We start from the raw sequence: 24,542 nt of genomic DNA on the forward strand, positions 1-24,542 counted from the left end.
CGAGACAGCGGCACCCGGCGGGTCACAGGGTCTCCGTCGGCATCAGGAGCTCCACCGCGGTGGTGCGGGACTTCCATGCCGTCACGTCATCGGCGCTGATCCCGAGGTCCACGACGGCCATGTCGTCACCGCGCTCGTCGTTGACGTTTCGGGTCAGGGCAAGGCGGGATCCGGCCAGGGCTGTCGGATCCACCTCGAAGGCCACCAGGCAGTGCCCCGGGATACCGGGGTTGACCACCTCGCACGTGAGGACGTTGCGCGCGCCGCGAGTGAGGACCCGCCCGTGCGCGTCGCGTAGCTCCGCGTAGCCGATGCCCATCTTGTCGACCGATGGGGTGAAGTCGACGTGGGCGGTGACCCAGAGCCCGGGGGACAGCTTTGCCGCGCTGCTCGTCGCGAGCTGCGGGCCGCCGTCGACGTCAGTGACGCGCAGGGCGCCGAAGCGCAGGCGCACGTCCTCACCGACCGACGCCGTCCGCTCGAACGGGCGCACCGGCGAGGGACCGTCGGGGAGCCACTCGGTCACCACCCGGCCGACGGACAGCGCAGCGAGGACCAGGGCGCCGGCACCCAGCTGGGCCCGGTTGGGGCGGGGCAGCCTCATGACGCAGCCACCTTCTCGTACGGAGTCGCGGTGAAGGTCCCCACCGCGGCCCGGGTGGGGTCGCGCCAGTCGTAGGTGTCGTCGATGCTCGACTGCCTGAACGTGTGGCCGTATGCCGCGACCTGCACCGAGGTGGGCACGGGCTGTCCCGGCCCCTGTCGCCACACGAAGGCGAGGTCGTAGGTCAGGCCCGGTGCGAGGTCGCCCATCGGTTCGGCGTCATCGGCCACCAGGATCGTGTCGGGGCGCAGGTCGTCGCTCGAGGGCTGCGGTTCGGATCCCCGGGGGCGGGTGACACCCGCGACCTGTTCGATCCGGAGCAGGTCGCGCAGCGTGTCGTACAGGGGGACGGACCTGGTGTCGTCGGTGCCGGTCACCTTCGCGAACACCACGACATAGCGTCCCTCGATCTTCCCCGCGAGCGGGACCCCCAGGTCGTTGCCGTAACGCACCTTGGTCACGGTCAGCCGCACGGGCGCGACGCGCTGTTCGGTGCCCGTTGCCAGCGGCGACGCTGCATCGGCCTTCTGGGCACGCAGCCCACCGAAGGGGGAGGACACCGCCAGGACGAGGAGGAAGGCAGCGAGCAGCCACTGGCGCACGGTCAGCGTCGCGAACCAGCCTCGCGCCCGACCCCACCAGCTGGAGATCCCCAGTGTTTCCGTCCCCACGGGCGCCAATGGTAGCGGTGTCGGTCCGGGGCGCTATTCTCGTGTCATACCTTGACGCCCTTGACGTTGATGTCCGTGTCTGGGCGGACGTCCCACCCGAAGGAGGAGGCATGGCTCCACGAACCCGCACGACGACACAGGTGGACGCGCTCACCGAAGCGGTGCGCACGAGGATCGAGCTGCGGGCGGCTGAGCTCGCGGCCCAGGGGCGTCGGCTGGACCTCGGTGACGTCGACGCGCTCGCCGACCGGATGCTCGCGGCTCTGCCGACCGTGCACCCGCTCGACCAGCCGCTCGGCCCGTTCTACGACACGGCTGGGCTCGTCGCCTGGCTCGGCATCTCCCGCCAGGCCCTGTTCGACCGGATCCGACGGGGGACGGTGCTCGCCTGCCGCACGGCAGACGGTCACCTCCTCTATCCCTCGCTCCAGTTCGGGCGCAACGGCGCCGTCCGACCCGGGGTGCAGGACGCCGTGGGGGCGTTCAGCCGCAGGGGAGCGGACGGCTGGTCGATCGGGGCCTGGCTCACGACGCCGTCCGCGGTCTTCGACGGGCACAGCGCGGTCGACTACCTCGTCGTGCACCGGTCGTCACCGACGGCCGTGGCCCGCGTGGCCGCGGCTGCGGTCGCCGACGCGTCCCAGTGGGCCGCGTGACGTCGCGGGAGCGCACTGCGCTGGGACCGCCGCCGGCGTCGCTGGCCGGCTTCCCGGCATACCGGGTGGACACCGAGACCGACCTGTTCCGCGCCCACGGCGTCGACCTGGGGCCGTGGTGGTTCGGCAACGACGGCAGCGGGCGGTTCGACCTGAGCCCGCCGCGCGGCACCTGCTACGTCGCCCTCGACCCGCTCAGCGCGTTGCGCGAACGCCTGGGTCCCGTGCTGGGGGGCTCACAGGCGGTGCCCGAGAGCCTGCTCGAGGCCTCCGTGGTGTCGCGGTTGCGGCTCACGGCGCCTCGCGAGGTTGCCGATGTGCAGGACGGGCGAGCTGCCCCCTTCGGCGTCACCCGCGAGCTCGAGTCGATGGTTCCGTATGCCGTGCCCCATGCCTGGGCGCGCGCGTTCGACCAGGCGGGCAGTGGGGGAGTGAAGTACGGACCGCGCTTCACGCCCGGTGACACCAGCGCCGTTGCGCTGTTCCACGCAGAAGGAGCGGCCGACTGGCCGGTCGATCCCGACCCCGTTCCAGCGCAACAGGTTTCGGGCGCGCCGACATCGCTGCCGACCCCGCGACGAGCCGATCTCACCGTCGTGCGCCCACCGCGGACGCGCACCACGCGCGAGTGACCCGGACCCCGCCGTCAGTGCAGCTGGTGCAGTCAGTGCCGTCAGTGTCCGGTGACGGCGGGGCCGTGGTTCCAGACCCGGATGGCGGGCTGCTCGCGTTCGAACTGAAGGACGCTGACCGATCCGGCGTCCAGGAGCAGCTGGGCCCCCAACCGCGGCTCCTGGCGCAGGAAGACACTGGCCAGAACCCTCAGGCAGTGGCCGTGCCCGACCAGGGCAACGTCACCCTCGGCCATCGCCGCCAGGGCGCGCTTGACGACGCGTGACGCGCGGGCGGCGACCTCCTCCACGGTCTCGCCAGGCGTGTCCCCGGCCGGCACGCCGTCGCGGAACACCGTCCAGTCGTAGCCGAGCTGCTCGCGGATCTGGGCCGTCGTCAKGCCCTCGTAGCCGCCGTAGTCCCACTCGAGCAGGTCGTCGTCCACCTCTGGCGTCAGCCCGGCGAGCTCGGCGGTGCGGCGCGCCCGCTGCAACGAAGAGCTGAGGGCGAGCACGAAGTCGTAGTCGGCGACGAGTCGCCCCGACTGCCGGGCCAGCTCCTCGCCGTGCGGTGTCAGCGGGATGTCCGTCCGTCCGGTGTGGCGACCGGACCTCGACCACTCGGTCTCGCCGTGGCGCAGCAGGACGAGGCGGCCGGCCGGTGGCGCTGGCGGGGAGGTCACTGCGCAAGCATGACAGAGTGTGCGCATGCGCCTGAGGTACCGGTTGCTCAACGTCTTCGCCCTGCCCTCCGACCCGTTCTCGGGCAACCCCCTGTGCGTCTTCGAGGACGGGTCCGGACTGACGGAGGACCAGCTGCAGGGCCTGGCCAGGCAGTTCAACCTGTCCGAGACGACCTTCCTCGTGCCGCCGCTGGACGGGGCGGACGCCGGGGTGCGCATCTTCACCACGTCGTTCGAGATGCCGTTCGCCGGGCACCCGACTCTCGGCACGGCCCACGTCGCCCGCGACCTCCACGGACTCGGTGACCGGCTCGGCCTGTCGATGCCGGCCGGGGTGATCCCGGTCGAGGCGGACGGTGACCGGTGGACGCTGACCGCGAACTCCGGCCGGATCGAGGCCGAGCTGGCGATCGACGACCTGGCGCAGGCCATCGGACTTGCTCCGGCAGAGCTCGTGGGACCGGTGCAGCAGGTGAGCGTCGGGACCTCCCAGGTCATCGCGCGGGCGGTCTCGGTCGACGCCGTGCGACGGGCCCGGGTCCGACCCGAGCTGCTCGCCCGGTATGCCGGCATGGGCGCCAGGGGTGGCGAGACCCTCGTCTACGTGTGGTCACCGGCAGGGGAGGGGAGGATCGAGGCGAGGGCCCTGGTCAGCGACGGCGACGCCGTCTCTGAGGACCCAGCCACGGGTTCGGCCTGCTCCAACCTCGGCGCGTGGTTCGTGGGTCAGGGTCGATCGGGCCGGTGGACGGTCAGCCAGGGCGCCCAGGTGGGGCGGCCGTCGCTGCTCGACCTGACGGTCGATGACGACGGCACGGTCCGCGTGGGTGGACTCGTGCGTCCGGTGGGCGCCGGGGAGGTCGAGCTCTGATGCCCGGCTATGTCGTGTTCCTGCGGGCCGTCAACGTCGGCAAGCGGCAGCTGAAAATGGCGGATGCCCGAAAAGTGCTGTCCGACAACGGTTTCGGCGATGTCGAGACCTACATCCAGACCGGCAACGTCTTCGTCACGACCCCGATGCGAAGCCTCCCCAAGGTCGAGGCCGAGGTGGGGCGGCTCCTCGGTGAGCATGCGGGCTTCGACGTCGTCGCGATCGTCAGGAAGGCCGCGGAGCTGCCGGCGCTCGTGCAGGCGATCGACGGCATGCCGGAGCAGCTGCCGCACGAGGCGAGCCGTTATGTCAGCTTCTGCGCCACCGCGCCGACCGCCGCCGCAACCAGGGAGCTGCACGGGTGGGAGGTCGAGGGGGAGCGCGCGACCGTCATCGGCAAGGATGTCCTCCTGGAGCTGTCCGTACCGTTCAACGAGCTCAAGCTGACCGGCGCCCGCATGGAGAAGATCCTCGGGATCCCGGGCACGGCCCGGAACCTGACCGTCGTCCGCGCCCTGGCGCAGAAATGGGGAACCTGAATGGCCGAAGAGACTGGTGGCACCGGACTGGGCCACCGCTCGATCAGCATGGAGCGGGTCTCCAAGGGTGTCTTCGAGGTGACCAACGTCCGCGGTGGCACGATGCGCATCGGGGGAGGGGACAACACCGACTTCACGCCCGTCGAGCTGCTGCTGACCGCCATTGCCGGGTGCAGTGCCGTGGACGTCGACTTCATCACCGTCAAGCGGGCCGAGCCGGAGAGCTTCACCGTCACCGCTGAGGGCGACAAGCTCCGCGACGACAACGGCAACCACCTCGGCGACATCAAGGTGCGCTTCTCGGTGACCTTCCCCGAGGGGGATTCCGGCGACGCGGCGCGCGACATGCTGCCCAAGGCGATCGCCATGTCGCACGACCGGTTGTGCACCGTGAGCCGCACCGTGGTGATCGGCACGCCGATCGACAGCGGCGTCGCGCCGGACTAGCCCCGGCCGATCCTCAGGCGAGGCTGTCGCGAGCCGCCGTGAACGCGGAAACGCAGGCACGGACGTCGTCCTCGGAGTGCCCCGCGGACAGCTGGACGCGGATGCGCGCCTTGCCCTGCGGCACCACGGGGTAGGAGAAGGCGATGACGTAGACGCCCTGCTCGAGCATGGCGTCGGCGACCTGGGCGGCCAACCGGGCGCCGTCCTCGCCCGGGAACATGACCGGGGTGATCGGGTGCTCGCCGGGCAGCAGGGTGAAACCTGCCTCGGTCATCAGGGCACGGAACAGCTCGGTGTTGGAGCGCAGCCGGGCCCGTGCGTCCTGCGAGGCAGCCGCGATCTCCAGAGCCTTGAGCGAACCGGCCGCGACGCTGGGGGCCACGGCGTTGGAGAACAGGTAGGGACGGGAGCGCTGGCGCAGCAGGTCGACGATCTCCTGGTGCGCACTGACGTAGCCGCCGGAGGCGCCTCCGAGGGCCTTGCCCAGCGTCCCGGTGATGATGTCGACCCGGTCCATCACGCCGAAACGCTCCGGGGTACCCCGACCGCCGTCGCCGACGAACCCGACGGCGTGGCTGTCGTCGACCAGGACCATGGCACCGAACTCGTCGGCGAGGTCGCAGATCTGGTCGAGCGGGGCGAGGAACCCGTCCATCGAGAAGACGCCGTCGGTGACGACGACCGTGCGTCGCGCACCCCCTGCGGCGGCAGACTCGAGCTGCGTGCGCAGATCGGTCATGTCGGCGTTCTTGTAGCGGAACCGCTTGGCCTTGGTCAGGCGGATGCCGTCGATGATCGACGCGTGGTTCAGCTCGTCGGAGATGATCGCGTCCTCGGCTCCGAAGAGCACCTCGAACACTCCGCCGTTGGCGTCGAAGCAGGACGAGTAGAGGATGGTGTCCTCCATCTGGAGGAAGTCCGAGATCGCGCGCTCCAGGTGCTTGTGAAGCTCCTGCGTGCCACAGATGAAGCGCACGCTGGCCATGCCGAAACCCCAGTCCTGCAACGCCTTTGCGGCTGCAGCCTCGACGTCGGGGTGGTCGGCCAGGCCGAGGTAGTTGTTGGCGCAGAAGTTGAGCGCCGCCGACCGCTGCCCGTCGGCTCGGGCCGTCGTGATGTGGGCGGACTGCGGCGAGCTCAGCTCGCGCTCGTGCTTGTAGAGCCCGGCGTCGGCGATCTCCCGCAACGTCGTGGCCAGCTCGTCCTTCACGGTGCCGTACATCGCGTCAGCTCCAATCCATGATGACCTTGCCGCACTGACCCGATCGGGCTGCGGCGAAGGCGTCCTGCCATTGTTCGGCAGGGAGGCGGTGGGTGATCACCGACGCGATCCGGTCGCGCAGCACCGGTGAGTTGCCGAGCATCGAGCTCATGGCGTACCAGGTGTCGTACATCTCGCGCCCGTAGATCCCCTTGATGGTGATCATGTGGGTGATGACCCGGCCCCAGTCGATCGGGAAGGGATCCTTGGGCAGGCCGAGCATCGCCACGCGGCCGCCGTGGTTCATGTGAGCCAGCATGTCCTCGACGGCGCTGGGCACCCCGGACATCTCGAGGCCGATGTCGAAGCCCTCCTTCATGCCCAGGGACTTCATCGCCTCACCCAGGTCGGAGGTCCGGGCGTTGACCACGAGGTCGGCTCCGGCGTTCTTGGCCAGGTCGAGACGGTAGTCGCTCAGGTCGGTGACGACGACGTGGCGGGCACCGACGTGGCGGGCCAGCGCGGCGGCCATCACGCCGATCGGTCCGGCGCCCGTGATGACGACGTCCTCCCCGGCCATGGGGAACGACAGGGCGGTGTGGGTGGCGTTGCCCAGCGGGTCGAAGACCGCGCCGAGGTCGGGGTCCAGGTCGTCGGGCTGGACCCACACGTTCGAGGCCGGGATCACCACGAAGTCGGCGAAGGCGCCGTCGCGGTTCACGCCGATTCCCTTGGTGTGGATGCACATGTGGCGCCGACCAGCCCGACAGTTGCGACAGGTCCCGCAGACGATGTGCCCCTCGCCGGAGGCCCGCTGCCCGACCTTCACCGAGTCGACGTCCTCACCGACCTCGACCACCTCGCCGTAGAACTCGTGCCCGATGGTCATCGGTGCCTTGACGGTGGAGGCGGCCCAGTCGTCCCACTGCTCGAGGTGCAGGTCGGTGCCGCACAGGCCTGCCCGCAGGACGCGGATCTTCACGTCCGTGGGTCCGGGCTGTGGTTCGGGGACGTCCTTGAGCTCGAGTCCCGGGCCGGCATGGGTCTTCACGAGTGCGCGCACGCCGAACAACATAGTCGGCCGGGGGAGAGGGGAGGTATGCCGCGTGGCCGCGGTGCGTGCCCACGGCCGCGACCACGCGGCATACAGTCACCCCATGGCCCGCTATCTCGACGTCCACCCCGTCGACCCGCAGCCGCGGGCGATCGGGCAGGCCGTCGCGCTGATCCGGGACGGCGGACTGGTGGCCTACCCGACGGACTCGGGCTACGCGCTCGGGTGCGCCCTCGGCAACCAGGAGGGCAAGGAGCGGATCGTGCGGATCCGGCACCTGGACGACAAGCACCACTTCACCCTGGTGTGCGCCGACTTCGCCCAGCTCGGGCAGCTGGTGCACATCGACAACCGCGTGTTCCGCGCCATCAAGGCGGCCACGCCGGGGCCCTACACGTTCATCCTCCCGGCGACCAAGGAGGTGCCACGGCGGCTGTTGCACCCGAAGAAGAAGACGGTCGGCGTGCGGATCCCCGACAACCGCGTCGTCCAGGCACTGCTGGCTGAGCTCGGCGAACCCCTCCTCTCCAGCACGCTGATCCTGCCCGATGAGGAGTCCCCGATGACCGAGGGGTGGCTGGTCAAGGAGGAGCTCGACCTGCAGGTCGATGCGGTGATCGACGCGGGGGAGTGCGGCACCGACCCGACGACCGTGATCGACTACTCCGACGGGACTCCCGAGGTGACCCGCGTCGGCGCGGGGGACCCGACGCCGTTCGAGTAGCTACATCTCCTCGTGCGTGTCGGGGTCGCCGCCGAACAGGCGGCCGTCCTCGCGTCCCAGGGCGGTGATGGCAGCCATCTCGGCCTGCGTCAGCTCGAACCCGAAGACGTCGAGGTTCTGGCGCTGTCGCTCAGGCGTCGCGGACTTGGGCAGCGGTAGCGACCCCAGCTGGACGTGCCAGCGCAGGATCACCTGACCCGGGGTGACACCGTGCGCAGCTGCCGCGCCGGCCACCGGCGGCTCGTCGAAGGGCGCCTGCCGCTTGCCCATCGGGCTCCACGCCTGCGTGCGGATCCCCAGCTCCTCATGGACCGCCCGCATCCGCCGCTGGGGAAAGTACGGGTGCAGCTCGATCTGGTTCACCGCGGGAGTCACGCCCGTCTCGTCGATGATGCGGCGCAGGTGCTGCGCGGTGAAGTTGCTGACACCGATCGTGCGGACCAAGCCCTCGCGTTGGGCGTCGACCAGCGCCTGCCAGGCCTGCGGATAGAGGTCCTGGCTGGGGTTCGGCCAGTGGATGAGCGCGACGTCGAGCCGATCGACACCCAGACGGTCGGCTGAGTCCCGAAGTGACTGCAGCGCGAGGTCTCTCGCATGGAACCGGCCGGGGACCTTGGTCGCGATGGCGACGTCGTCGCGGGGGACTCCGGACCGGCGCAGCGCCTTGCCGACTTCTGCCTCGTTGCCGTAGTTGACGGCCGTGTCGAGCAGCCGGTAGCCCGCTTCGAGGGCGCTGACCATCGCGTCGATGCCGTCGCCACCCTTGAGCGGATAGGTGCCGAAGCCGATGGCAGGCAGCGACGTCCCGTCGTTGAGTGCGTAGGTCAGGTCGTCGGCTGCCGGTGTGTCAGTGCCCATGCCACCACCGTAGGGGAGGCTGTCAGAATCACTAGATTGACATAATGTCGATTATCGGCGTTTATTCATCCTGCTGCGGCGACGCTGATCGTAGGGATCGAACGAGCGCCACGGTGGGCCCGTGGACGACAACGTGGAAGTGAGCAATGCTCCCTTCCACTCTCAACGTATAACGCACCCAGGGGCTTGCGGCAAGACCCGGGTCGTGCCGCAGAATCGCGGCCGATGACGACAACCAGCGCGTTCCGCCTGCCCGCCCACCTCACCGCCAAGGCCGACCCGCGCCTGATCGCCGGCGACGAGCAGCATTTCGCTGCCATCGCCGAGAGCCTCGAACAGGCGATCGAAGACCTGTCCGACCGTCTCGATGTCGCGCGCAGGGCGCCGGGCCGACTGGGTCAGGAGGCGCTGGAGCGTGATGTGGAGGTCCGCAGGCTGACCGCCCGGCTGCGGGCCCTGCGTCGCTTCGGCCTCGACCTGTGCCTCGGGCACATCGTCCTCGCCGACCACCCCGAGCCCGTCTACGTCGGACGACTCGGCCTCACGGACCCCACGGGCCGTCGGCTGCTGCTCGACTGGCGCTCCCCCGCGGCCGAACCGTTCTTCGGGGCGACCCACGCCAACCCGATGGGCCTGGACAGCCGGCGCAGGTACCGGTGGACCCGTGGTCGGGTCGGCGACTACTGGGACGAGGTGTTCACCTCGGACGGGTATGCCGGGCACGCCGCGTCCCTCGACGACCAGTCCGCCTTCATCGCCAGCCTGGGCACCAACCGCTCGACCCGGATGCGGGACGTGCTCGGCACGATCCAGTCCGACCAGGACGCCATCATCCGCGCGGGGTCCCGCAGGCCACTCGTGGTGGACGGTGGTCCCGGGACGGGGAAGACGGTCGTCGCCCTGCACCGCACGGCATACCTGCTCTATGCGGACCCACGCCTGGGGCACCGCCGTGGCGGGGTGCTGTTCGTGGGCCCGCACCAGCCCTACCTGGCGTACGTCTCCGATGTCCTCCCCAGTCTCGGCGAGGAAGGCGTGCAGACGTGCACCATCCGCGACCTCGTTCCGGAGGGAGCCACAGCCCGACCCGAGAGCGACCCGAGGGTGGCCGGCCTCAAGGCGTCAGCAGACCTCGTGAAGGCGATCGAGACCGCCGTCCGGTTCTACGAGGAGCCGCCCACCACGGGGATGACCGTCACGACCCCTGGTCCGATGTATGGCTGGGGGCCGACGACTGGGCGGCGGCGTTCGAGGCCCCCGATCCCGGGACTCCACACAACGAGGCACGCGACCAGATCTGGGAGGAGCTGCTCACGATCCTGGTCGACCGGCTGGAGGACGACCACGAGGGTGACCCTGACGACGACGGCGAGGTATCCCCCGAGCTGCTCCGAAGGGCGCTCCAGCAGAACACGGAGCTGTTGACGGTCCTCAACAGCGCGTGGCCCTTGATCGACGCGGCCGACCTCGTCGGTGACCTGTGGTCGGTGCCCGCCTACCTGCGGATGTGCGCGCCCTGGCTCAGCCCGGACGAGATCGGGGCACTCCGGCGCGCGGATGCCCAGACATGGACCGTGTCCGACCTGCCGCTGCTGGACGCAGCACGTCAGCGGCTCGGCGACCCGGAAGCCTCACGACTCAGGCGCCGGCACGACGCGGCTGTCGCCGCCGAGCGCGAACGCATGGCCCGGGTGGTCGACGACCTGATCGCCACGGACGACTCGGAGATGCACGTGATGTCGATGCTGCGTGGCGAGGACCTCCAAGGGGCGATGGTCGACGAGGCGGCGCTCCCCCACACAGACCCCGACCTGCTCGCCGGCCCGTTCGCGCACGTCGTCGTGGACGAGGCCCAGGAGCTGACCGACGCGGAGTGGCAGATGCTGCTGGCGAGGTGCCCGTCGAGGAGCTTCACGATCGTCGGGGACCGCGCCCAGGCCCGGCACGGGTTCACCGAGGCCTGGCAGGAACGGTTGGCGCGGGTCGGGCTCGACCGCATGGACCTCGCCTCCCTGAGCATCAACTACCGCACGCCGGAAGAGGTGATGGCCGAGGCCGAACCGGTCATCCGGGCGGCGATCCCGGACGCGAACGTGCCCACCTCCATCCGCAGCACCGGTGTCCCCGTCGTCCACGGCGCTGTGTCAGACCTGGACGCGATCCTCGACGCCTGGCTCGACGCACACGCCGAGGGGATCGCCTGCGTCATCGGTGACCCGGCGTTCCGGGCGACCTCCCGCGTCCAGTCCCTGACGCCCGAGCTGTCCAAGGGGCTCGAGTTCGACCTGGTCGTCCTCGTCGACCCCGACGCCTTCGGCGATGGCATCGAGGGAGCGGTCGACCGCTACGTCGCCATGACCCGGGCGACGGGGCAGCTCGTCATCCTCACGAGCTCCTGACGTAGGCAGCCAGGTGCTCGCCGGTGAGGGTGGAACGGTCGGCGACGAGCTCGCTGGGAGTGCCCTCGAACACGACCCGGCCGCCGTCGTGGCCGGCCCCCGGACCGAGGTCGATGATCCAGTCGGCGTGCGCCATGACGGCCTGGTGGTGCTCGATGACGATGACCGACTTGCCGGAGTCGACGAGCCGGTCGAGCAGCCCGAGGAGGTTCGCGACGTCGGCGAGGTGCAGCCCGGTGGTCGGCTCGTCCAGGACGTAGACGTCGCCCTTCTCGGCCATCTGTGTGGCCAGCTTGACTCGCTGCCGCTCTCCCCCGGACAGGGTCGTCAGGGGCTGGCCGAGGGTGAGGTAGCCGAGCCCGACGTCCACGAGCCGGTCGAGGACCTTGTGGGCGGCAGGTGTCTTGGCCTCACCATCGCCGAAGAACACCTCCGCCTCGGTGACCGACATCGCCAGGACCTCGGCGATGTTGCGACCTCCCAGCGTGTACTCCAGCACGGACGCCTGGAAACGCTTTCCCTCGCACTCCTCACAGGTGGACTCGACGGTGGCCATGACCCCCAGCTCGGTGAAGATCACACCGGCACCGTTGCACGACGGGCAGGCACCCTCGGAGTTCGAGCTGAAGAGGGCCGGCTTCACGCCGTTGGCCTTCGCGAACGCCTTGCGGATGGGCTCCAGCAGACCGGTGTAGGTCGCCGGGTTGCTGCGGCGCGACCCCTTGATCGCCCCCTGGTCGACGACCACGACGCCATCGCGACCGGCGACCGAGCCGTGGATCAGTGAGCTCTTGCCCGAACCGGCGACGCCCGTGACGACGCAGAGCACGCCACGCGGGACGTCGACATCCACATCCCGGAGGTTGTGGGTCGACGCGCCGCGCACCTCGAGCGCGCCGGAGGACGGTCGCACCGACTCCTTGAGGGTCGCACGGTCGTCGAGGTGGCGACCGGTGACGGTGTCACTCCCCCGCAGGCCGTCCACAGTTCCCTCGAAGCAGACGCTTCCACCCTCGGTGCCGGCGCCGGGACCGAGGTCGACGATGTGGTCGGCGATGGCGATCGTCTCGGGCTTGTGCTCGACGACGAGCACAGTGTTGCCCTTGTCGCGCAGCTGGAGCAGCAGCTGGTTCATCCGCTCGATGTCGTGGGGGTGCAGCCCGATCGTCGGCTCGTCGAAGACGTACGTGACGTCGGTGAGGGACGACCCGAGGTGGYGGATCATCTTGGTGCGCTGGGCCTCTCCCCCGGACAGGGTGCCCGCCGGACGTTCGAGGGAGAGATACCCCAGGCCGATCTCGGCGAACGAGTCGAGCAGGTGTTGCAACCCGGTGAGCAGCGGCGCCACCGACGGCTCCTCGAGCGCACGGACCCACTCGGCCAGGTCGCTGATCTGCATCTCGCACAGCTCGGCGATGTTCTTGCCCGCGACCTTGGAGGACCGGGCTTCAGGAGTGAGCCGCGTGCCGTCGCACTCAGGGCAGGTCTGGAACGTGATCGCGCGCTCGACGAAGGCGCGGATGTGCGGCTGCATCGCGTCGACGTCCTTGGAGAGCATCGACTTCTGGATCTTGGGGATCAGGCCCTCGAAGGTGAGGTTGATGCCTTCCACCTTGATCTTGGTCGGCTCCTTGTAGAGCAGGTCGTTCAGTTCCTTCTTCGTGAACTTCGCGATCGGCTTGTCCATGTCGAAGCCGGCGCCGGCGAAGATCCGGCCGTACCAGCCGTCCATGCTGAAGCCCGGGACCGTCAGTGCACCCCCGCTCAGTGACTTGCTCTCGTCGTACAACGCCGTGAGGTCGAAGTCGGAGACCGCGCCCATGCCCTCGCACCGGGGGCACATGCCACCCAGGTAGACCACGTCGCGGACCACGTTCTTCTCCACGCGGCCGGAGGCCTTCTCGGTGCTCATCACCCCGCTCGCCCTGCGGGTCGGGACGTTGAACGAGAAGGCAGTCGGAGGCCCGACGTGCGGCTTTCCGAGCCGGCTGAACAGGATCCGGAGCATCGCGTTGGCATCGGTGGCCGTGCCGACCGTGGAGCGGGGGTTCGCGCCCATCCGCTCCTGGTCCACGATGATGGCCGTCGTGAGTCCTTCGAGCAGGTCGACCTCGGGTCGGGCCAGGGACGGCATGAACCCCTGCACGAACGCGCTGTAGGTCTCGTTGATCATCCGCTGCGACTCCGCGGCGATGGTCGCGAACACCAGCGAGCTCTTCCCGGAACCGGACACGCCGGTGAACACCGTCAGCCGGCGCTTGGGGAGCTCGACGTTGACGTCCTTCAGGTTGTTCTCGCGCGCACCCAGCACGCTGATCGTGTCGTGGCTGTCCGCGGCGTGGGCCGCTGGCGGCTGGGTGTCCTTCGGTGTGGCCATGCTCGGTCGTGTCTCCGTCCGTGAGTCGATGCCCGGTGCGTGGTGCGGCCCCGTGGGTGGTTCCGTGAGGGGACCAGTGTGGTGCGGGTCAGCCCTGCTGGATGCGCAGGAGGTTCCCGGCGGGATCGCGGACGGCGCAGTCACGGACCCCGTACGGCTGTTCGGTCGGCTCCTGGACGATGTCGGCGCCGCTGGCCGCCACGCGCTCGAACGTGCCGTCGAGGTCCGCGGTGGCCAGGAGCATCGTGGCGTACGTGCCCTTGGCCATCATCTCGACGATCGTGCGACGTTCCTCGTCGGTGATGCCCGGGTCGACGGCCGGCGGGTGCAGCACGATGGAGGTGCCGGGCTGGTCGACGGGGCCGACCGTGATCCAGCGCAACCCGTTGTAGCCGACGTCGCCGCGGACCTCGAAGCCCAGGGTGTCGCGGTAGAAGGACAAGGCAGCGTCCGGATCGTTCTGCGGGAGGAAGCTCGCGTGAATGGTGATGTCCATGTCGTTCAGGCTAGTTGGGCCTCAGGTGCCTGCGCTTCTCGATTCCTGATCGGCCTGGTCACCTGTTTCGAGACGCACGAAGGCATCTCCGGCGTGGGCGTGGCCATCTGCCGCCGGTAGGTGCTCGGTGGGACGCCGACCAGCTCCGTGAAGCGGGTGCTGAAGGTGCCCAGCGACGAGCAACCGACCTCGAAACAGACCTCGGTGACGCTGAGCTCACCGCGACGCAGCAGCGCCATGGCGCGCTCGATGCGCCGGGTCATGACGTAGCTGTACGGCGACTCGCCGTAGGCCTGCTTGAACTCCCGGCTCAGGTGGCCGGCCGACATGTGCGCGCCGCGGGCAAGCGCCTCGACGTCGAGTGGCAGCGCGTACTCACGGTCGATCCTGTCGCGGACGCGGCGCAGCCTCGCGAGGTCGTGCAGGTGCTGTTCGGCAGCGGGACTACTGGTCACCTCGAGATCGTGCCACGTGGCGCGCGACACTGACTAGCGCTTTGGGTTCGGGGCCGATTCGCCGCATCGTGCCCGACTACCCCGCTCCCCTACCCCGGCGGACGACGCATCCGGGTCAGCTGGTGCGCCTCGACCTCGTAGCGGCTCGCGGTGGCCGACCCGGCCCGGAAGAAGCGGCGTCGCAAGGCACCCGCGACCTCGACCTGGTCCCCGGCGGCCAGCCGTCGCGCAGCCTGACGGGTCCGTCCGGTCCAGCAGGCCACGTCGATCGTGTCGACCGTGGCGCTCCCTCGAGCTCGGCCGGCCGGACGCGGCACGACGAGGCGGATCGCGGCGACGACGTCGCCACTCGGCAGCTCGCGCTCGTCCACTGCACCGCTCACCTTGCCCACGAGTCGCACCTCGTTGACCCACTCCCCTGTGTCATCCATGCGACCACGCTGCCCGTGTCGAACGCTCAGGTCGAGGCCCACGAGTTCACGTGTGGACCACGGCGACGACGGCGCACAGCTGTGGACACGGAGCGCCGTCACGCGACAGAAGCGGCGCGGGTCGTCCTGGCGCCGCTTCTGCGCGAGGGTGGGACTACGGCAGGTAGTACGTCGGGTTGGGCAGCTTGATCGCGCGGTCCGCGGACCCGCCGATCAGGTCGCTGTACTGGTCGCCGAAGTTGGCGATGATGTCGAGGCCCTGAGCCTCCACGTGTGCTCGCGTCTGCGACTTGTACTCGATCGTCGTGCACCGGGGTGCCAGGACGCAGGTCGCGTACGACGGGATCGGCTCGGTGGCCGTCCACTTCGTGTAGTAGTTGTCCGGGCTGAAACCGGTGTACCCGACCTTGGCCAGGTTGCCGAGCGTGGCGGCCCGCTGGGTCGTGTTGCGACCCGTCAGGCCGACCAGGGTGCAACCTGCCTCGGCCGCTGCGTTGGCGAAGGACACCATGCCCGGGGTGGCGGGGAAGCGCTGCGGCTGGACCCACTCCTGGTCCTGTACGGTCGGGTTGAACACGAAGTGCATCGCCGCGACCTCCATGTCGTAGGTCCACAACGTCGTGTCGTCCGCGTCGAGCACGATGGCCGGGTTGCGGCCCTGCTTCGTCTCGGTGCGGCACTGCTGGAGCAGCTGGCTGCTGTGTCGGTCGATGACTCGCGCGAACTCCGAGATGTAGGGCGACGAGACCTTGTCGGAGATACCGGTGCCGGTGTCCCCGTAGTAGACCGCGATGGTCTTCTTCACCACGTCGATGTTGGGGATCCCTTCGCCGCCCTGGGTCAGCCCGCTTGACCCGTCGGGCTTCATCGTGAAGCGGGTGCGTGGTGCCAGGCGCGGCTCGCTGACACCGGGCAGGTTCGGCGAGGGCAGGTAGTAGGTGGGGTTGGGCAGCTTGAGTGACCGGTCGGCATACCCGCCCTGCAGGTCGGACCACTGGTCACCCACGTTGAGGACGATGTCGTAACCGAGGTCCTGCTCGATGTGCCTGCGCGTCCCCGCCTTGTACTCGACGGTGGTGCACATGGGCGCGGCCGCGCAGGTGAGGTAGCTCGGCGGGGTCGTGCCCGAGTTGTACTTGGTGAAGAACCGGTTCTCCGGGAAGGCGGTGTAGCCGACCTTGGCCAGGTTGCTGACGGTGTGCGCCTTCTGGCTGTCGCTGCGCCCTGTGAGGCCGAAGACCGTGAAGCCCATCGCCTGGGCGTCGTTGACGAAGTCGACCATCCCGGGGACCGCAGGGAACCGCTCCTCGTTGACCCAGGGAGCCTGGGCGGCGGGCGTGAACACGAACTTCATGTCCCCGACCTCCATCTGGTAGGTCCACAGGGTGGTGTCGTCGGCATCGAACACGATGGCCGGCTTCTGGTGGTGCCGCTCGGCGTCGGCCAGCAGGCGCGGCAGCGCGCGGCGCTGCGCGTCCAGGATCGAGGTCAGCTCCGAGATGTACGGCGAGCTGGTCGGGTCGGCTGCGCCGGTGCCGGCCGGGTCGCCGTAGTAGGCGTAGATCGTCTTCTTGACCGAGTCGATGTTGGGGATGCCCTCTCCCCCGGCGGTCAGCCCGCTCGAGCCGTCGGCCTGCACCGTGAAGTGTGTGCGCGGGGCCAGACGGGTGTCCGTGCCGTGGGCCGTGGCCGGCCCGGCGCCCGCGAGGGTGGCAGCGGCGAGGGCCAGGACTGCCGCACCCGCCGTCACCGCCGTCCTCCGGACCTGGGTGGCGGTGGGGCCACCCCTTCTGCTGTGGACGGGGATGGCCATGGACGCACGCTCCTGAAGGTGGGGGTGGTGACTGCCGGAGGCTACGTAAGCCCTGACCTCGGCGGAAGTGACAACTGTCACGGGTGGCAGACTCGCGGCCATGCAGGCCCCGGAAGTGCTGCGCCCGATGGTCGACAGCGACGTGCCCGACGTGCTCCGGCTCAACGCCGACCACGTCGAGCTGCTCTCCCCGCTCGACCGGCCCCGACTCGACGACCTCCGCCGATGGGCCTCGCGCGCCGACGTGATCGTGTGCGACGGGCAGACGGCCGGCTTCGTCCTCGTCTTCGGGCCGGGGACCGACTACGACTCGGCGAACTACCGCTGGTTCGGCGAGCGCTACGGGAACGAGTTCGACTACCTCGACCGGATCGTCATCGACGACCGCTTCCGGCGACGCGGCCTGGCGACGGCCGTCTACGAGGCTGTCGAAGCTGCCGCCCGAGCTCGGGGGCGACTCGTCCTCGAGGTCAACATCGATCCCCCGAACGTTCCCTCACTGGAGTTCCACCGACGCCGCGGCTATCGGGAGGTCGCCCAGCTGGGCGCTCCCGGTCACCGGGTCAGCCTGATGACCCAGGTGCTCTCGCACTAAAGGACGAGAGAAAACGTGACCTATCGCGGTTATGGTGCGTTGAGGAGTTCAGAGCTGCCCGGAGGGTGGCAGAAGAGGGAGTTGGCTTACCGTGCTTGGGCTCGCAGGAAGAGCTGGCGTAGCCGCAGGCGCCCTGACCGCCGCGGTGCTGGCAGGGTGGACACCGGCGTAYGCCGCCACCACGGCCCCACCCGCACCATCGGCCACTTCGTCCACACCCGCCACCTCGTCCACGTCGTCGACGCCAGCTCCGTCGACCACGTCGAGCAGGGCCTCCACGTCGCCAACGGACCCGACCGACGGCACCAGCGCGCACCCGACGGACGCCCTCACGACCGGCAGCGGGACGGTCACGGCCGGCGCGACAGCGACACCAGGCGCCGGCGGCGAGGCAACGCTCAGCCCCGCTGAGCTGGCCGCGCAGATCGCCCAGGCCGACGCGCTCACGAGGGACCTCACCGCCTCCAACGCCGGCATCGCGGCCGCCGCGACCAAGCTCGACCGGCTCGCCCTCGAAGCCAACACCCTCCTGCAGGAGTACGCCGCGGCACGGGACGCGGAACGGGCTGCGCGCGAGGAGGCCAACCGCAACGTGCTGCTCTACCAGCAGCTGAGCACCCGCCTTGGCGAGGACCGCCGCGCCCTCGGTCAGTGGGCCTACCTCGCCTACGCCGGAACCGGCGGCACCATCAGCGACATGGGCACCCTCCTCGACTCCCTCGCGAAGTCGGCGAGTGAGGCGAGCGACACCGCCGCCCAGCTGTCCTACCTCACCGACCAGCGCACCGGGCAGATCGAACGCGTCCAGAACCAGACCCAGCTCCAGCGCACCATCGCCATCAAGGCGGTCGAGGCCAGCACCAGGGCCACGGAGGCCGCGACGCAGGTTGCCGAGGCCAAGAAGAAGCTCGACGTGGTCGTCCAGGAGCAGAAGGCCCAGCTGGACGCAACGAGGCAGCTGCATGCCGAGCAGGTCGTCAAGGCTGGTCCGGTGGCCGGTCTGCTCCTCGGCAGCGGCAACGCGGCAGCGGTCGAGGCGTCCAGGCGACTGCGCGCCGCCCTCGTCGTGCCGGGCGTGCTGGCCGACGGGTCGGTCAAGGCCTGCAGCACCAACGAGACCGAGTACCCCAACGGCAAGATCCCGGTGGCGGGTCTGTGTCCCTTGGTCGGCGCGGCGGGGCAGAGCCTTCGCCCCGGCGCGGCCGCCGCGTTCAACGCGATGAGCATCGCCTACGAGAAGGACACGGGCTCCCCCATCTGCGTCACCGACTCCTACCGCTCGTACGCCGCGCAGGTCGCGGTGAAGGTCGTCAAGGGCAAGTGGGCTGCCACCCCCGGGCGCAGTGAGCACGGCATGGGCCGGGCCGTGGACCTCTGCGGAGGCATCAACAGCTTCGGCACGCCCGCGCACCTGTGGATGAAGCAGAACGCGCCCCTCTACGGGTGGTTCCACCCGGACTGGGCCGAACCCTCCGGTTCGCTGCCCGAGCCGTGGCACTGGGAGTATGCCGGCTAGTCACCGCCGAGCCCCGACTCGCCATCGCTTCTGGGTAGGAATACCCATCTTCACGAGTACTCGTTATGCCACCCTTCACGCATGACAACAGAGGCGGCCGCGGCACAGTCGACGTGGGCTGAGCACGAGCACTACAAGAAGCCCTGGTACTGGTACGACTGGGCGAACTCCGCCTTCGTCACGACCGTGGGCACGGTGCTCTTCGCCCCGTACCTGACGACGGTCGCCAAGGAGGCCGCCTGTCCCGGACTCGACGACGACGCGAGCTGCCACGTCGACCTGCACGTCGTCCCGGGTGCGGCCGACCTGCCGAGCGGGGTCTGGCAGGTCGCGCTGGTGCTCACCCTCCTGGGCCTGGCCGCGCTGGTGTTCACCGTGGTCCAGATGGTCCGCAACCAGCCGGCGTTGATGCCGACGGCCGTCCCGCTGGCGGTCGCCGCCGTGGGTGCCCTCGTGCTCGTCCTGACGGCTCCCCTCGACCCGGGGTCGGTCGCGTCCTACACCGTCACCCTGGCGACCATCATCTCGGCGGTGCTGCTGGTCTTCGTGGGAGCGATCGCCGACCGCACCCCGCGCCCGGCCAGACTGCTCGGTGGCTTCGCCTGGGCGGGTGCCGTGGCCGCGTCGCTGTTGTTCTTCCTGCACGGGTCCAACTGGCGCTTCGGCGCGCTGATGATGATCCTCGCCACCATTGCCCTCGGCTCCTCCCTGGTCGTCTACGACGCCATCCTCTGCCGGATCGCCTCCCCCGACGACCGCGACGCCGTCTCGTCGCGCGGCTGGGCGCTGGGCTATCTCGGCGGTGGGCTGCTGCTCGCGATCAACCTGGTCATCGTCTCCAAGCCCGACCTCATCGGCGTCGACAAGGGCATGGCGGTCAGGATCAGCATGTTGTCGGCGGGGCTGTGGTGGGGCCTGTTCACCCTCATCCCCGTGCGCGGTCTGTGGGACCTGCGCGGTGGCGAGATCGCTCGCGTCGACCAGCCCTCCTCGGGCATCATCCGCGGCAGCTACGCCCAGCTCGGCCACACGTTCCGCGACCTGCGGACCTACCCCCACACGCTGATGTTCCTGCTGGCGTACCTGTTCTTCAACGACGGGATCCAGACCGTCATCTCCTCGAGCAGCCTCTACGGCGCCGAGGAGCTCAAGTTCGCCCAGGAACAGCTGATCGCCCTGATCCTGCTGGTCCAGTTCGTGGCGTTCGGCGGGGCGCTGCTCTTCGGCCGGTTCGCCCGCAGCTTCGGGGCGTGGCGCACCATCCTCGGCTCGCTGGTGGCCTGGGCAGGCATCGTGATCGCGGCCTTCTTCGTCCCGGCCAAGGCGTTCATCCCGTTCATCGCCCTGGGCGTCCTCATCGGAATCGTCCTGGGTGGCAGCCAGGCGCTGAGCCGGTCGCTGTTCAGCCAGCTCGTGCCCAAGAGCCGGGAGGCCGAGTTCTTCGCCTTCTACCAAGCGATGGAACGTGGCACGTCGTGGTTCGGCACGCTGCTCTTCGGCCTGGTCCACCAGCTGACCGACTCCTACCGGCCGGCGATCGTGGCGTTGATCATCTTCTTCGTGCTCGGGTTCGTGCTCCTGCGCAGGGTCGACGTGCGCCAGGGGATCCTCGACGCCGGCAATGAGGTACCCGCGATCGTCTGAGTGTGATTTGCGTCACAACTGCCAACGAAACGGACGTCCCCAACGTCGGAACATTGCACGGGTCTACGGCGTTATGCCGAGTGAATCCCCGAGCCCCCACCCGAGCGGGCAGGGTACCAAGCACGTTGGGAGAACCCCGTCATGGCAGAGCGCACCCTCCGGGGCAGCCGAATGGTTTCGCACAGTCTCGAGACAGACGACCACGTCGTCCCGAGCGAGCGACAGATCACGTCCTACGTGTGCCCACTGGGCCACCGGACCGAGCTGCCCTTCTCGATCGAGGCGGAGATCCCGTCGACCTGGGAATGTCGTTGCGGCGAGGAGGCCCGTCTCGTCGACGGCCCCGAGCCCGAGGTCAAGCAGGTCAAGCACGTCCGCACCCACTGGGACATGCTGCTGGAGCGCCGGTCCATCCCTGAGCTCGAGGAGCTCCTCGAGGAGCGCCTGGTGCTCCTGCGCGAGTCGCGCGGCGAGAAGCCGCGCCGCAAGCGCACCGCCTGAGCCGCAGGACCACGAAGGCCGCGTCCCCATCACGGGACGCGGCCTTCGTCATGCCCCGTATGCCGTGGGGCGAGCTGCTAGAGCACCTCGCCCTCGATGACGTCGGGCCCGCTGGGCGGCTGTCCCCCAGCGCCACCGGACGCACCGGGGCCCCGTCCGCCGAAGACGCCCCCGAGGAGCTTCTTGGCGACCACGGCCTCGAGGAGGTTCCGGGCGATGGGCCGGGTGAAGGGCAGGATGAAGAAGAACCCGACGATGTCGGTGAGGAACCCCGGGGTGAGCAGCAGGGTCCCGCCCACGAGGACGAGGGCAGCGTCCGCGAGCTGCCTGCTCGGCATCTGCCCCGTGGTCAGCGCCGTCGTCAGCGCCTTCCAGGCGCGAGCCCCTTCGCGCCGGACCAGCCAGGCGCCCAGGGCCGACTCGACCAGCAGCAGGACGAGGGTCTGCCACCCACCGATGACCTTGCCGACCGCGATGATCGCCGCGATCTCCAGGACCGGGACGACGAGCAGGAGCACGAACGCAACGGCCAGCCAGCGCGGCCGACGTCGCCGCGCATAGGGGGTGCGTCCTACAGCCGGTGCCATGTGGGTTCCCTGCGGCCGAGCCGTCGCACCTGGTCGGCTCGGTGCGCCAGCCCCCAGGACGTGATGCGGTGCAGGGACTCGCGCATGATGTCGCCGCTCATCTTGGAGTCACCGATCTCTCGCTCGACGAAGGTGATGGGCACCTCGACGACGCGCAGCCCGAGCCGGACGGCGCGCTGGGTGAGGTCCACCTGGAAGCAGTAGCCCTGCGACGCGACGTGGTCCAGCCCGATGGCCTGCAGGGCGCTGGCGCGGTACACGCGGTACCCCGCGGTGGCGTCGTGGACCGGCATGCCGAGCAGGACCCGCGTGTAGATGTTGGCGCCGACACTGAGTGCCTTGCGGTGCAGCGGCCAGTTGACCACGCTGCCACCACGCACCCACCGCGCGCCGATGACCAGATCTGCGTCGGTCAGGGCCGCCAGCAGAGCGGGCAGCTGCTCGGGCTGGTGCGAGCCGTCGGCGTCCATCTCGACGATGGCGCCGTAGCCCTGCTCCATGGCCCAGGCGAAGCCGGCCAGGTAGGCATTGCCGAGCCCCTGCTTGCCCGGTCGGTGGAGCACGCGGACCTGCGGGTCGGCCGCGACGATCTCGTCCGCGACCTGGCCTGTGCCATCCGGGGAGTTGTCGTCGAGGACGAGGACGTCCGCAGTCGGAACCGCCGCCCGCACGCGCTCGACGATGCGGGGCAGGTTCTCACGTTCGTTGTACGTCGGAATGCACACGAGCACCCGGTCGATCTGGTCGGACAACACGATCTCGTCAGACAACGACAGGATCCCTTCGTGGTTGAGCCGGTGCGGTCGGTCCGTCCGTGGCGCGATCGACCCTAGCGGTCCGGCGCCGTAGCCACAGACCGAGCGCCAGGAGTGTGACGAACGCCAGCCCCGCGGCATACTCCGGCAGCGGTCCGAGGCGATCGGACACGGTGACCTCGGAGCGGACCACCGGCGACCCGTACCGGGCCGCTGCGGTGAACAACGTCGTCTTGTCGACGTACGTTCCGTCAGGGTTGATGAACCCGCTGACGCCGACGGTGGAGACGTGCACGACGGAGCGGCCGTGCTCGATGGCCCGGATCCGGCTGATCGCGAACTGCTGCTCGGACTCGGCGGTGTAGCCGAACGTCGCGTTGTTGGTCTGCACGGCGAGGATGCTCGCACCCCGCCCGGGCTGGAGCGTCGAGTCGCGCATCAGCCCGTCGTAGGCGACCTCGAAGCAGATGGTGGGGATGATCCAGTAGGGCCGCTCCCCGGCCACCGGCACCTCGAAGCCGCCCGCCTCGTCGCCCTTGGTGAAGTCCCGCGTGACGAGGTCGACCTTGTCGGAGAAGGTGCGGAAGAAGTCGCGGTAGGGGATGTACTCCGCGAACGGAACGGGGTGTTGCTTGACGTAGCGCTGCGGGTCGGTCTCGCCCGGGCGGTAGAACAGGCTGGCGTTGGAGATGTAGGGGTCGGGGCCGTTGAGCACCGCGCCCACGAGGATGGGCGCCTTGACGGTCTCGACGGCGAGCCGGATGTCGGCGGCCGCGTCGGCGTTCTGAAACGGGTCGATGTCCGAGGAGTTCTCCGGCCACACGACCAGGCTCGGCGCCCGATGACCCGTGGCGACGGCTCCGAGCGTCCCCTGGACGTGGTTGTCGAGGACCTTGCGTCGTTCGGCGTTGAAGTCCAGACCCGGCTTGGGCACGTTGCCCTGGACGAACAGCACCGACACCTTCCGCCCGTCCGTGGGTGGCGTCGTCGCCACGGCGAGCCCGAGCGGTGTGAGCGCCAGGACCGCGAGCCCCACCACCAGGGGCCGGTATGCCGCGGGCTGGGCCGGGCGGGGCCGGCCCACCCTGTGGGTGAGCTCACGGGCGGCGAGGTGCAGCAGGACGCCCAGGGTGGCCACGGCGAAGGTGAGACCGGGGGCTCCCCCGAACCGGGCGAACGGCGCCAACGGGCCGTCGGCCTGGCTGAACGCCAGGCGCGCCCACGGGAAGCCGCCGAACGGAGTCGTCCCCCGCGCCCACTCCTGGAGCACCCACGCAAGCGGGACGGCGGCATACGCGAGAGGGCGGAGCCGGGAGTCGAGGAAGGGGCGCTGCGCCGCGGCTGTCAGCGCGCACATGGCTGCGAGGTAGAGGGCTTCGAGCGTGGCCAGTGCGATCCACGGGAGGTTGCCGACGTAGACGCCCGTCCACGACAGCGTGGGGAGGAAGAAGCCCAGGCCGTGGGCCAGCCCCAGCACCAGGGCCAGTCGCCACCGGGCGCCGAGCACCGCCGCGGACAGCAGTCCGACACCGACCGGGGCGAGCCACCAGATGTCGTGCTCGGGGAAGGCGTACGACGTGAGGAGGCCGGAGACCAGGGCGGCGAGGAGTCTCGCTCCCACGCGGAGGGTGATGGTCGGCTTCGGCACGGGACCACGGTAGGACACGGAACGGCCCGCACTGCCGTTGGGACCAGCAAGGGGCCGACTGGGTGCCGACATCCTGCTGTTGTCTACTAAGCGCGCGGGCCGAGCCGCCGTCCACCACCGCCGAGAGCGGGGCACCAGTTCGGGTCATACGTCACTGCTGGCGAGCGGTGGCTGCGCGCGCTAGCCACCGGGCAATGCGTACGTCTCCGGCCTGGATTCCCCCTGGTCGACGGTCTTGCGGTGATACAACCGTGGGCAAACTTACCCCCGACGCGAGGGCTGTCAACCCCGCGGTCATCGGTGTGAGACGGCTTTGCGGCCGGTTGCGTGCTCACGCCAAATCCGTTGTGCTGCAAGGCAACATCGGGCAATCGGCGAACGGTCGGCGTGTCGCGCGCGACACGCC

Annotated in this window: 24 protein-coding genes and 1 pseudogene; 11 read left to right on the forward strand and 14 right to left on the reverse strand. The window is 69.7% G+C overall.

The annotated features are described in order from the left end of the window. Positions 1-22 precede the first annotated feature (22 nt). Together AC1DVZ_RS13830 and AC1DVZ_RS13835 are read right to left on the reverse strand one after the other, a co-directional pair. Complete coding sequence (locus tag AC1DVZ_RS13830) at positions 23-604, reverse strand: hypothetical protein (protein ID WP_477618778.1); 582 nt, start codon at positions 602-604, stop codon at positions 23-25. Next, entirely contained in the window at positions 601-1,275 is a 675-nt protein-coding gene (locus tag AC1DVZ_RS13835) for a hypothetical protein (RefSeq protein WP_477618779.1), read from the reverse strand. The genes AC1DVZ_RS13830 and AC1DVZ_RS13835 overlap by 4 nt, the downstream gene beginning before the upstream one ends. A gap of 110 nt (positions 1,276-1,385) precedes the next feature. Between AC1DVZ_RS13835 and AC1DVZ_RS13840 the strand changes: the two genes are divergently transcribed. Then, positions 1,386-1,931, forward strand: coding sequence for a hypothetical protein (locus AC1DVZ_RS13840; protein WP_477618780.1), 546 nt, complete (start codon positions 1,386-1,388; stop codon positions 1,929-1,931). Beyond that, on the forward strand, positions 1,928-2,563 hold the full coding sequence (locus AC1DVZ_RS13845) for an RES family NAD+ phosphorylase (RefSeq protein ID WP_477618781.1): 636 nt from the start codon (positions 1,928-1,930) through the stop codon (positions 2,561-2,563). Before AC1DVZ_RS13840 ends, AC1DVZ_RS13845 begins: the two co-directional genes overlap by 4 nt. Before the next feature lie 41 nt (positions 2,564-2,604). Here the strand turns inward: AC1DVZ_RS13845 and AC1DVZ_RS13850 are convergent, their stop codons facing one another. Further along, complete coding sequence (locus AC1DVZ_RS13850) at positions 2,605-3,225, reverse strand: histidine phosphatase family protein (RefSeq protein WP_477618782.1); 621 nt, start codon at positions 3,223-3,225, stop codon at positions 2,605-2,607. Positions 3,226-3,250: 25 nt separating this feature from the next. Between AC1DVZ_RS13850 and AC1DVZ_RS13855 the strand changes: the two genes are divergently transcribed. The 3 genes from AC1DVZ_RS13855 to AC1DVZ_RS13865 are packed head-to-tail and all read left to right on the forward strand — an operon-like array spanning position 3,251 to position 5,082. Next, complete coding sequence (locus AC1DVZ_RS13855) at positions 3,251-4,096, forward strand: PhzF family phenazine biosynthesis protein (protein ID WP_477618783.1); 846 nt, start codon at positions 3,251-3,253, stop codon at positions 4,094-4,096. Then, the gene (locus tag AC1DVZ_RS13860) at positions 4,096-4,635 is read left to right on the forward strand and encodes a DUF1697 domain-containing protein (protein WP_477618784.1); all 540 of its coding nucleotides are present in this window, start codon (positions 4,096-4,098) and stop codon (positions 4,633-4,635) included. The genes AC1DVZ_RS13855 and AC1DVZ_RS13860 overlap by 1 nt, the downstream gene beginning before the upstream one ends. Beyond that, positions 4,636-5,082, forward strand: coding sequence for an OsmC family protein (locus tag AC1DVZ_RS13865; RefSeq protein WP_477618785.1), 447 nt, complete (start codon positions 4,636-4,638; stop codon positions 5,080-5,082). Between the two features lie 13 nt (positions 5,083-5,095). On the opposite strand, the gene AC1DVZ_RS13870 is transcribed toward AC1DVZ_RS13865, so the two are convergent. Continuing rightward, entirely contained in the window at positions 5,096-6,304 is a 1,209-nt protein-coding gene (locus tag AC1DVZ_RS13870; RefSeq protein WP_477618786.1) for a glycine C-acetyltransferase, read from the reverse strand. A 4-nt stretch (positions 6,305-6,308) separates the two neighbouring features. Beyond that, complete coding sequence (gene tdh, locus AC1DVZ_RS13875) at positions 6,309-7,346, reverse strand: L-threonine 3-dehydrogenase (RefSeq protein ID WP_477618787.1); 1,038 nt, start codon at positions 7,344-7,346, stop codon at positions 6,309-6,311. A gap of 94 nt (positions 7,347-7,440) precedes the next feature. Here tdh and AC1DVZ_RS13880 point away from each other — a divergent pair, with 94 nt between their 5' ends. Beyond that, complete coding sequence (locus AC1DVZ_RS13880) at positions 7,441-8,061, forward strand: L-threonylcarbamoyladenylate synthase (protein WP_477618788.1); 621 nt, start codon at positions 7,441-7,443, stop codon at positions 8,059-8,061. Here the strand turns inward: AC1DVZ_RS13880 and AC1DVZ_RS13885 are convergent, their stop codons facing one another. After that, positions 8,062-8,919, reverse strand: coding sequence for an aldo/keto reductase (locus AC1DVZ_RS13885; RefSeq protein WP_477618789.1), 858 nt, complete (start codon positions 8,917-8,919; stop codon positions 8,062-8,064). Positions 8,920-9,144: 225 nt separating this feature from the next. On the opposite strand from AC1DVZ_RS13885, the pseudogene helR reads away from it, so the two are divergent. Next, positions 9,145-11,318 (forward strand): annotated as a pseudogene (gene helR, locus AC1DVZ_RS13890) (RNA polymerase recycling motor ATPase HelR). On the opposite strand, the gene AC1DVZ_RS13895 reads toward helR, so the two are convergent. From AC1DVZ_RS13895 to AC1DVZ_RS13915, 5 genes are all read right to left on the reverse strand, one after another. Further along, positions 11,305-13,695 carry an ATP-binding cassette domain-containing protein gene (locus tag AC1DVZ_RS13895; RefSeq protein ID WP_477618790.1) on the reverse strand — a complete coding sequence of 797 codons (2,391 nt, stop codon included), beginning with the start codon at positions 13,693-13,695 and terminating at the stop codon, positions 11,305-11,307. The pseudogene helR and the gene AC1DVZ_RS13895 sit on opposite strands and share 14 nt — an antisense overlap. Before the next feature lie 88 nt (positions 13,696-13,783). Then, on the reverse strand, positions 13,784-14,191 hold the full coding sequence (locus AC1DVZ_RS13900; protein WP_477618791.1) for a VOC family protein: 408 nt from the start codon (positions 14,189-14,191) through the stop codon (positions 13,784-13,786). Between the two features lie 5 nt (positions 14,192-14,196). Continuing rightward, positions 14,197-14,646 carry a helix-turn-helix transcriptional regulator gene (locus AC1DVZ_RS13905; protein WP_477618792.1) on the reverse strand — a complete coding sequence of 150 codons (450 nt, stop codon included), beginning with the start codon at positions 14,644-14,646 and terminating at the stop codon, positions 14,197-14,199. A gap of 89 nt (positions 14,647-14,735) precedes the next feature. Continuing rightward, on the reverse strand, positions 14,736-15,077 hold the full coding sequence (locus AC1DVZ_RS13910; RefSeq protein WP_477618793.1) for a single-stranded DNA-binding protein: 342 nt from the start codon (positions 15,075-15,077) through the stop codon (positions 14,736-14,738). A gap of 154 nt (positions 15,078-15,231) precedes the next feature. Continuing rightward, positions 15,232-16,890 (reverse strand): HAD family acid phosphatase, encoded by a 1,659-nt coding sequence (locus tag AC1DVZ_RS13915; protein WP_477618794.1) that lies wholly within the window; start codon positions 16,888-16,890, stop codon positions 15,232-15,234. Between the two features lie 100 nt (positions 16,891-16,990). On the opposite strand from AC1DVZ_RS13915, the gene AC1DVZ_RS13920 reads away from it, so the two are divergent. The 4 genes from AC1DVZ_RS13920 (at position 16,991) to AC1DVZ_RS13935 (ending at position 21,146) form a co-directional block, all read left to right on the forward strand. Continuing rightward, the gene (locus AC1DVZ_RS13920; RefSeq protein WP_477618795.1) at positions 16,991-17,485 is read left to right on the forward strand and encodes a GNAT family N-acetyltransferase; all 495 of its coding nucleotides are present in this window, start codon (positions 16,991-16,993) and stop codon (positions 17,483-17,485) included. Positions 17,486-17,576: 91 nt separating this feature from the next. Beyond that, on the forward strand, positions 17,577-19,001 hold the full coding sequence (locus AC1DVZ_RS13925) for a D-alanyl-D-alanine carboxypeptidase family protein (protein ID WP_477618796.1): 1,425 nt from the start codon (positions 17,577-17,579) through the stop codon (positions 18,999-19,001). A gap of 81 nt (positions 19,002-19,082) precedes the next feature. Then, complete coding sequence (locus AC1DVZ_RS13930; RefSeq protein WP_477618797.1) at positions 19,083-20,645, forward strand: MFS transporter; 1,563 nt, start codon at positions 19,083-19,085, stop codon at positions 20,643-20,645. Positions 20,646-20,786: 141 nt separating this feature from the next. Then, entirely contained in the window at positions 20,787-21,146 is a 360-nt protein-coding gene (locus tag AC1DVZ_RS13935; RefSeq protein ID WP_179423005.1) for an RNA polymerase-binding protein RbpA, read from the forward strand. Positions 21,147-21,223: 77 nt separating this feature from the next. Here the strand turns inward: AC1DVZ_RS13935 and AC1DVZ_RS13940 are convergent, their stop codons facing one another. Genes AC1DVZ_RS13940 through lnt form a run of 3 tightly spaced genes read right to left on the reverse strand, consistent with a single transcriptional unit; the run spans position 21,224 to position 24,136 of the window. After that, on the reverse strand, positions 21,224-21,733 hold the full coding sequence (locus tag AC1DVZ_RS13940) for an FxsA family protein (protein WP_477618798.1): 510 nt from the start codon (positions 21,731-21,733) through the stop codon (positions 21,224-21,226). Next, the gene (locus tag AC1DVZ_RS13945) at positions 21,718-22,503 is read right to left on the reverse strand and encodes a polyprenol monophosphomannose synthase (RefSeq protein WP_477618799.1); all 786 of its coding nucleotides are present in this window, start codon (positions 22,501-22,503) and stop codon (positions 21,718-21,720) included. The genes AC1DVZ_RS13940 and AC1DVZ_RS13945 overlap by 16 nt, the downstream gene beginning before the upstream one ends. After that, positions 22,496-24,136: an apolipoprotein N-acyltransferase gene (gene lnt / locus AC1DVZ_RS13950; protein WP_477618800.1), complete on the reverse strand. Its 1,641-nt coding sequence runs from the start codon at positions 24,134-24,136 to the stop codon at positions 22,496-22,498. The genes AC1DVZ_RS13945 and lnt overlap by 8 nt, the downstream gene beginning before the upstream one ends. Positions 24,137-24,542: the final 406 nt, after the last annotated feature.

This window comes from Pedococcus sp. P2_E5, assembly GCF_056403895.1.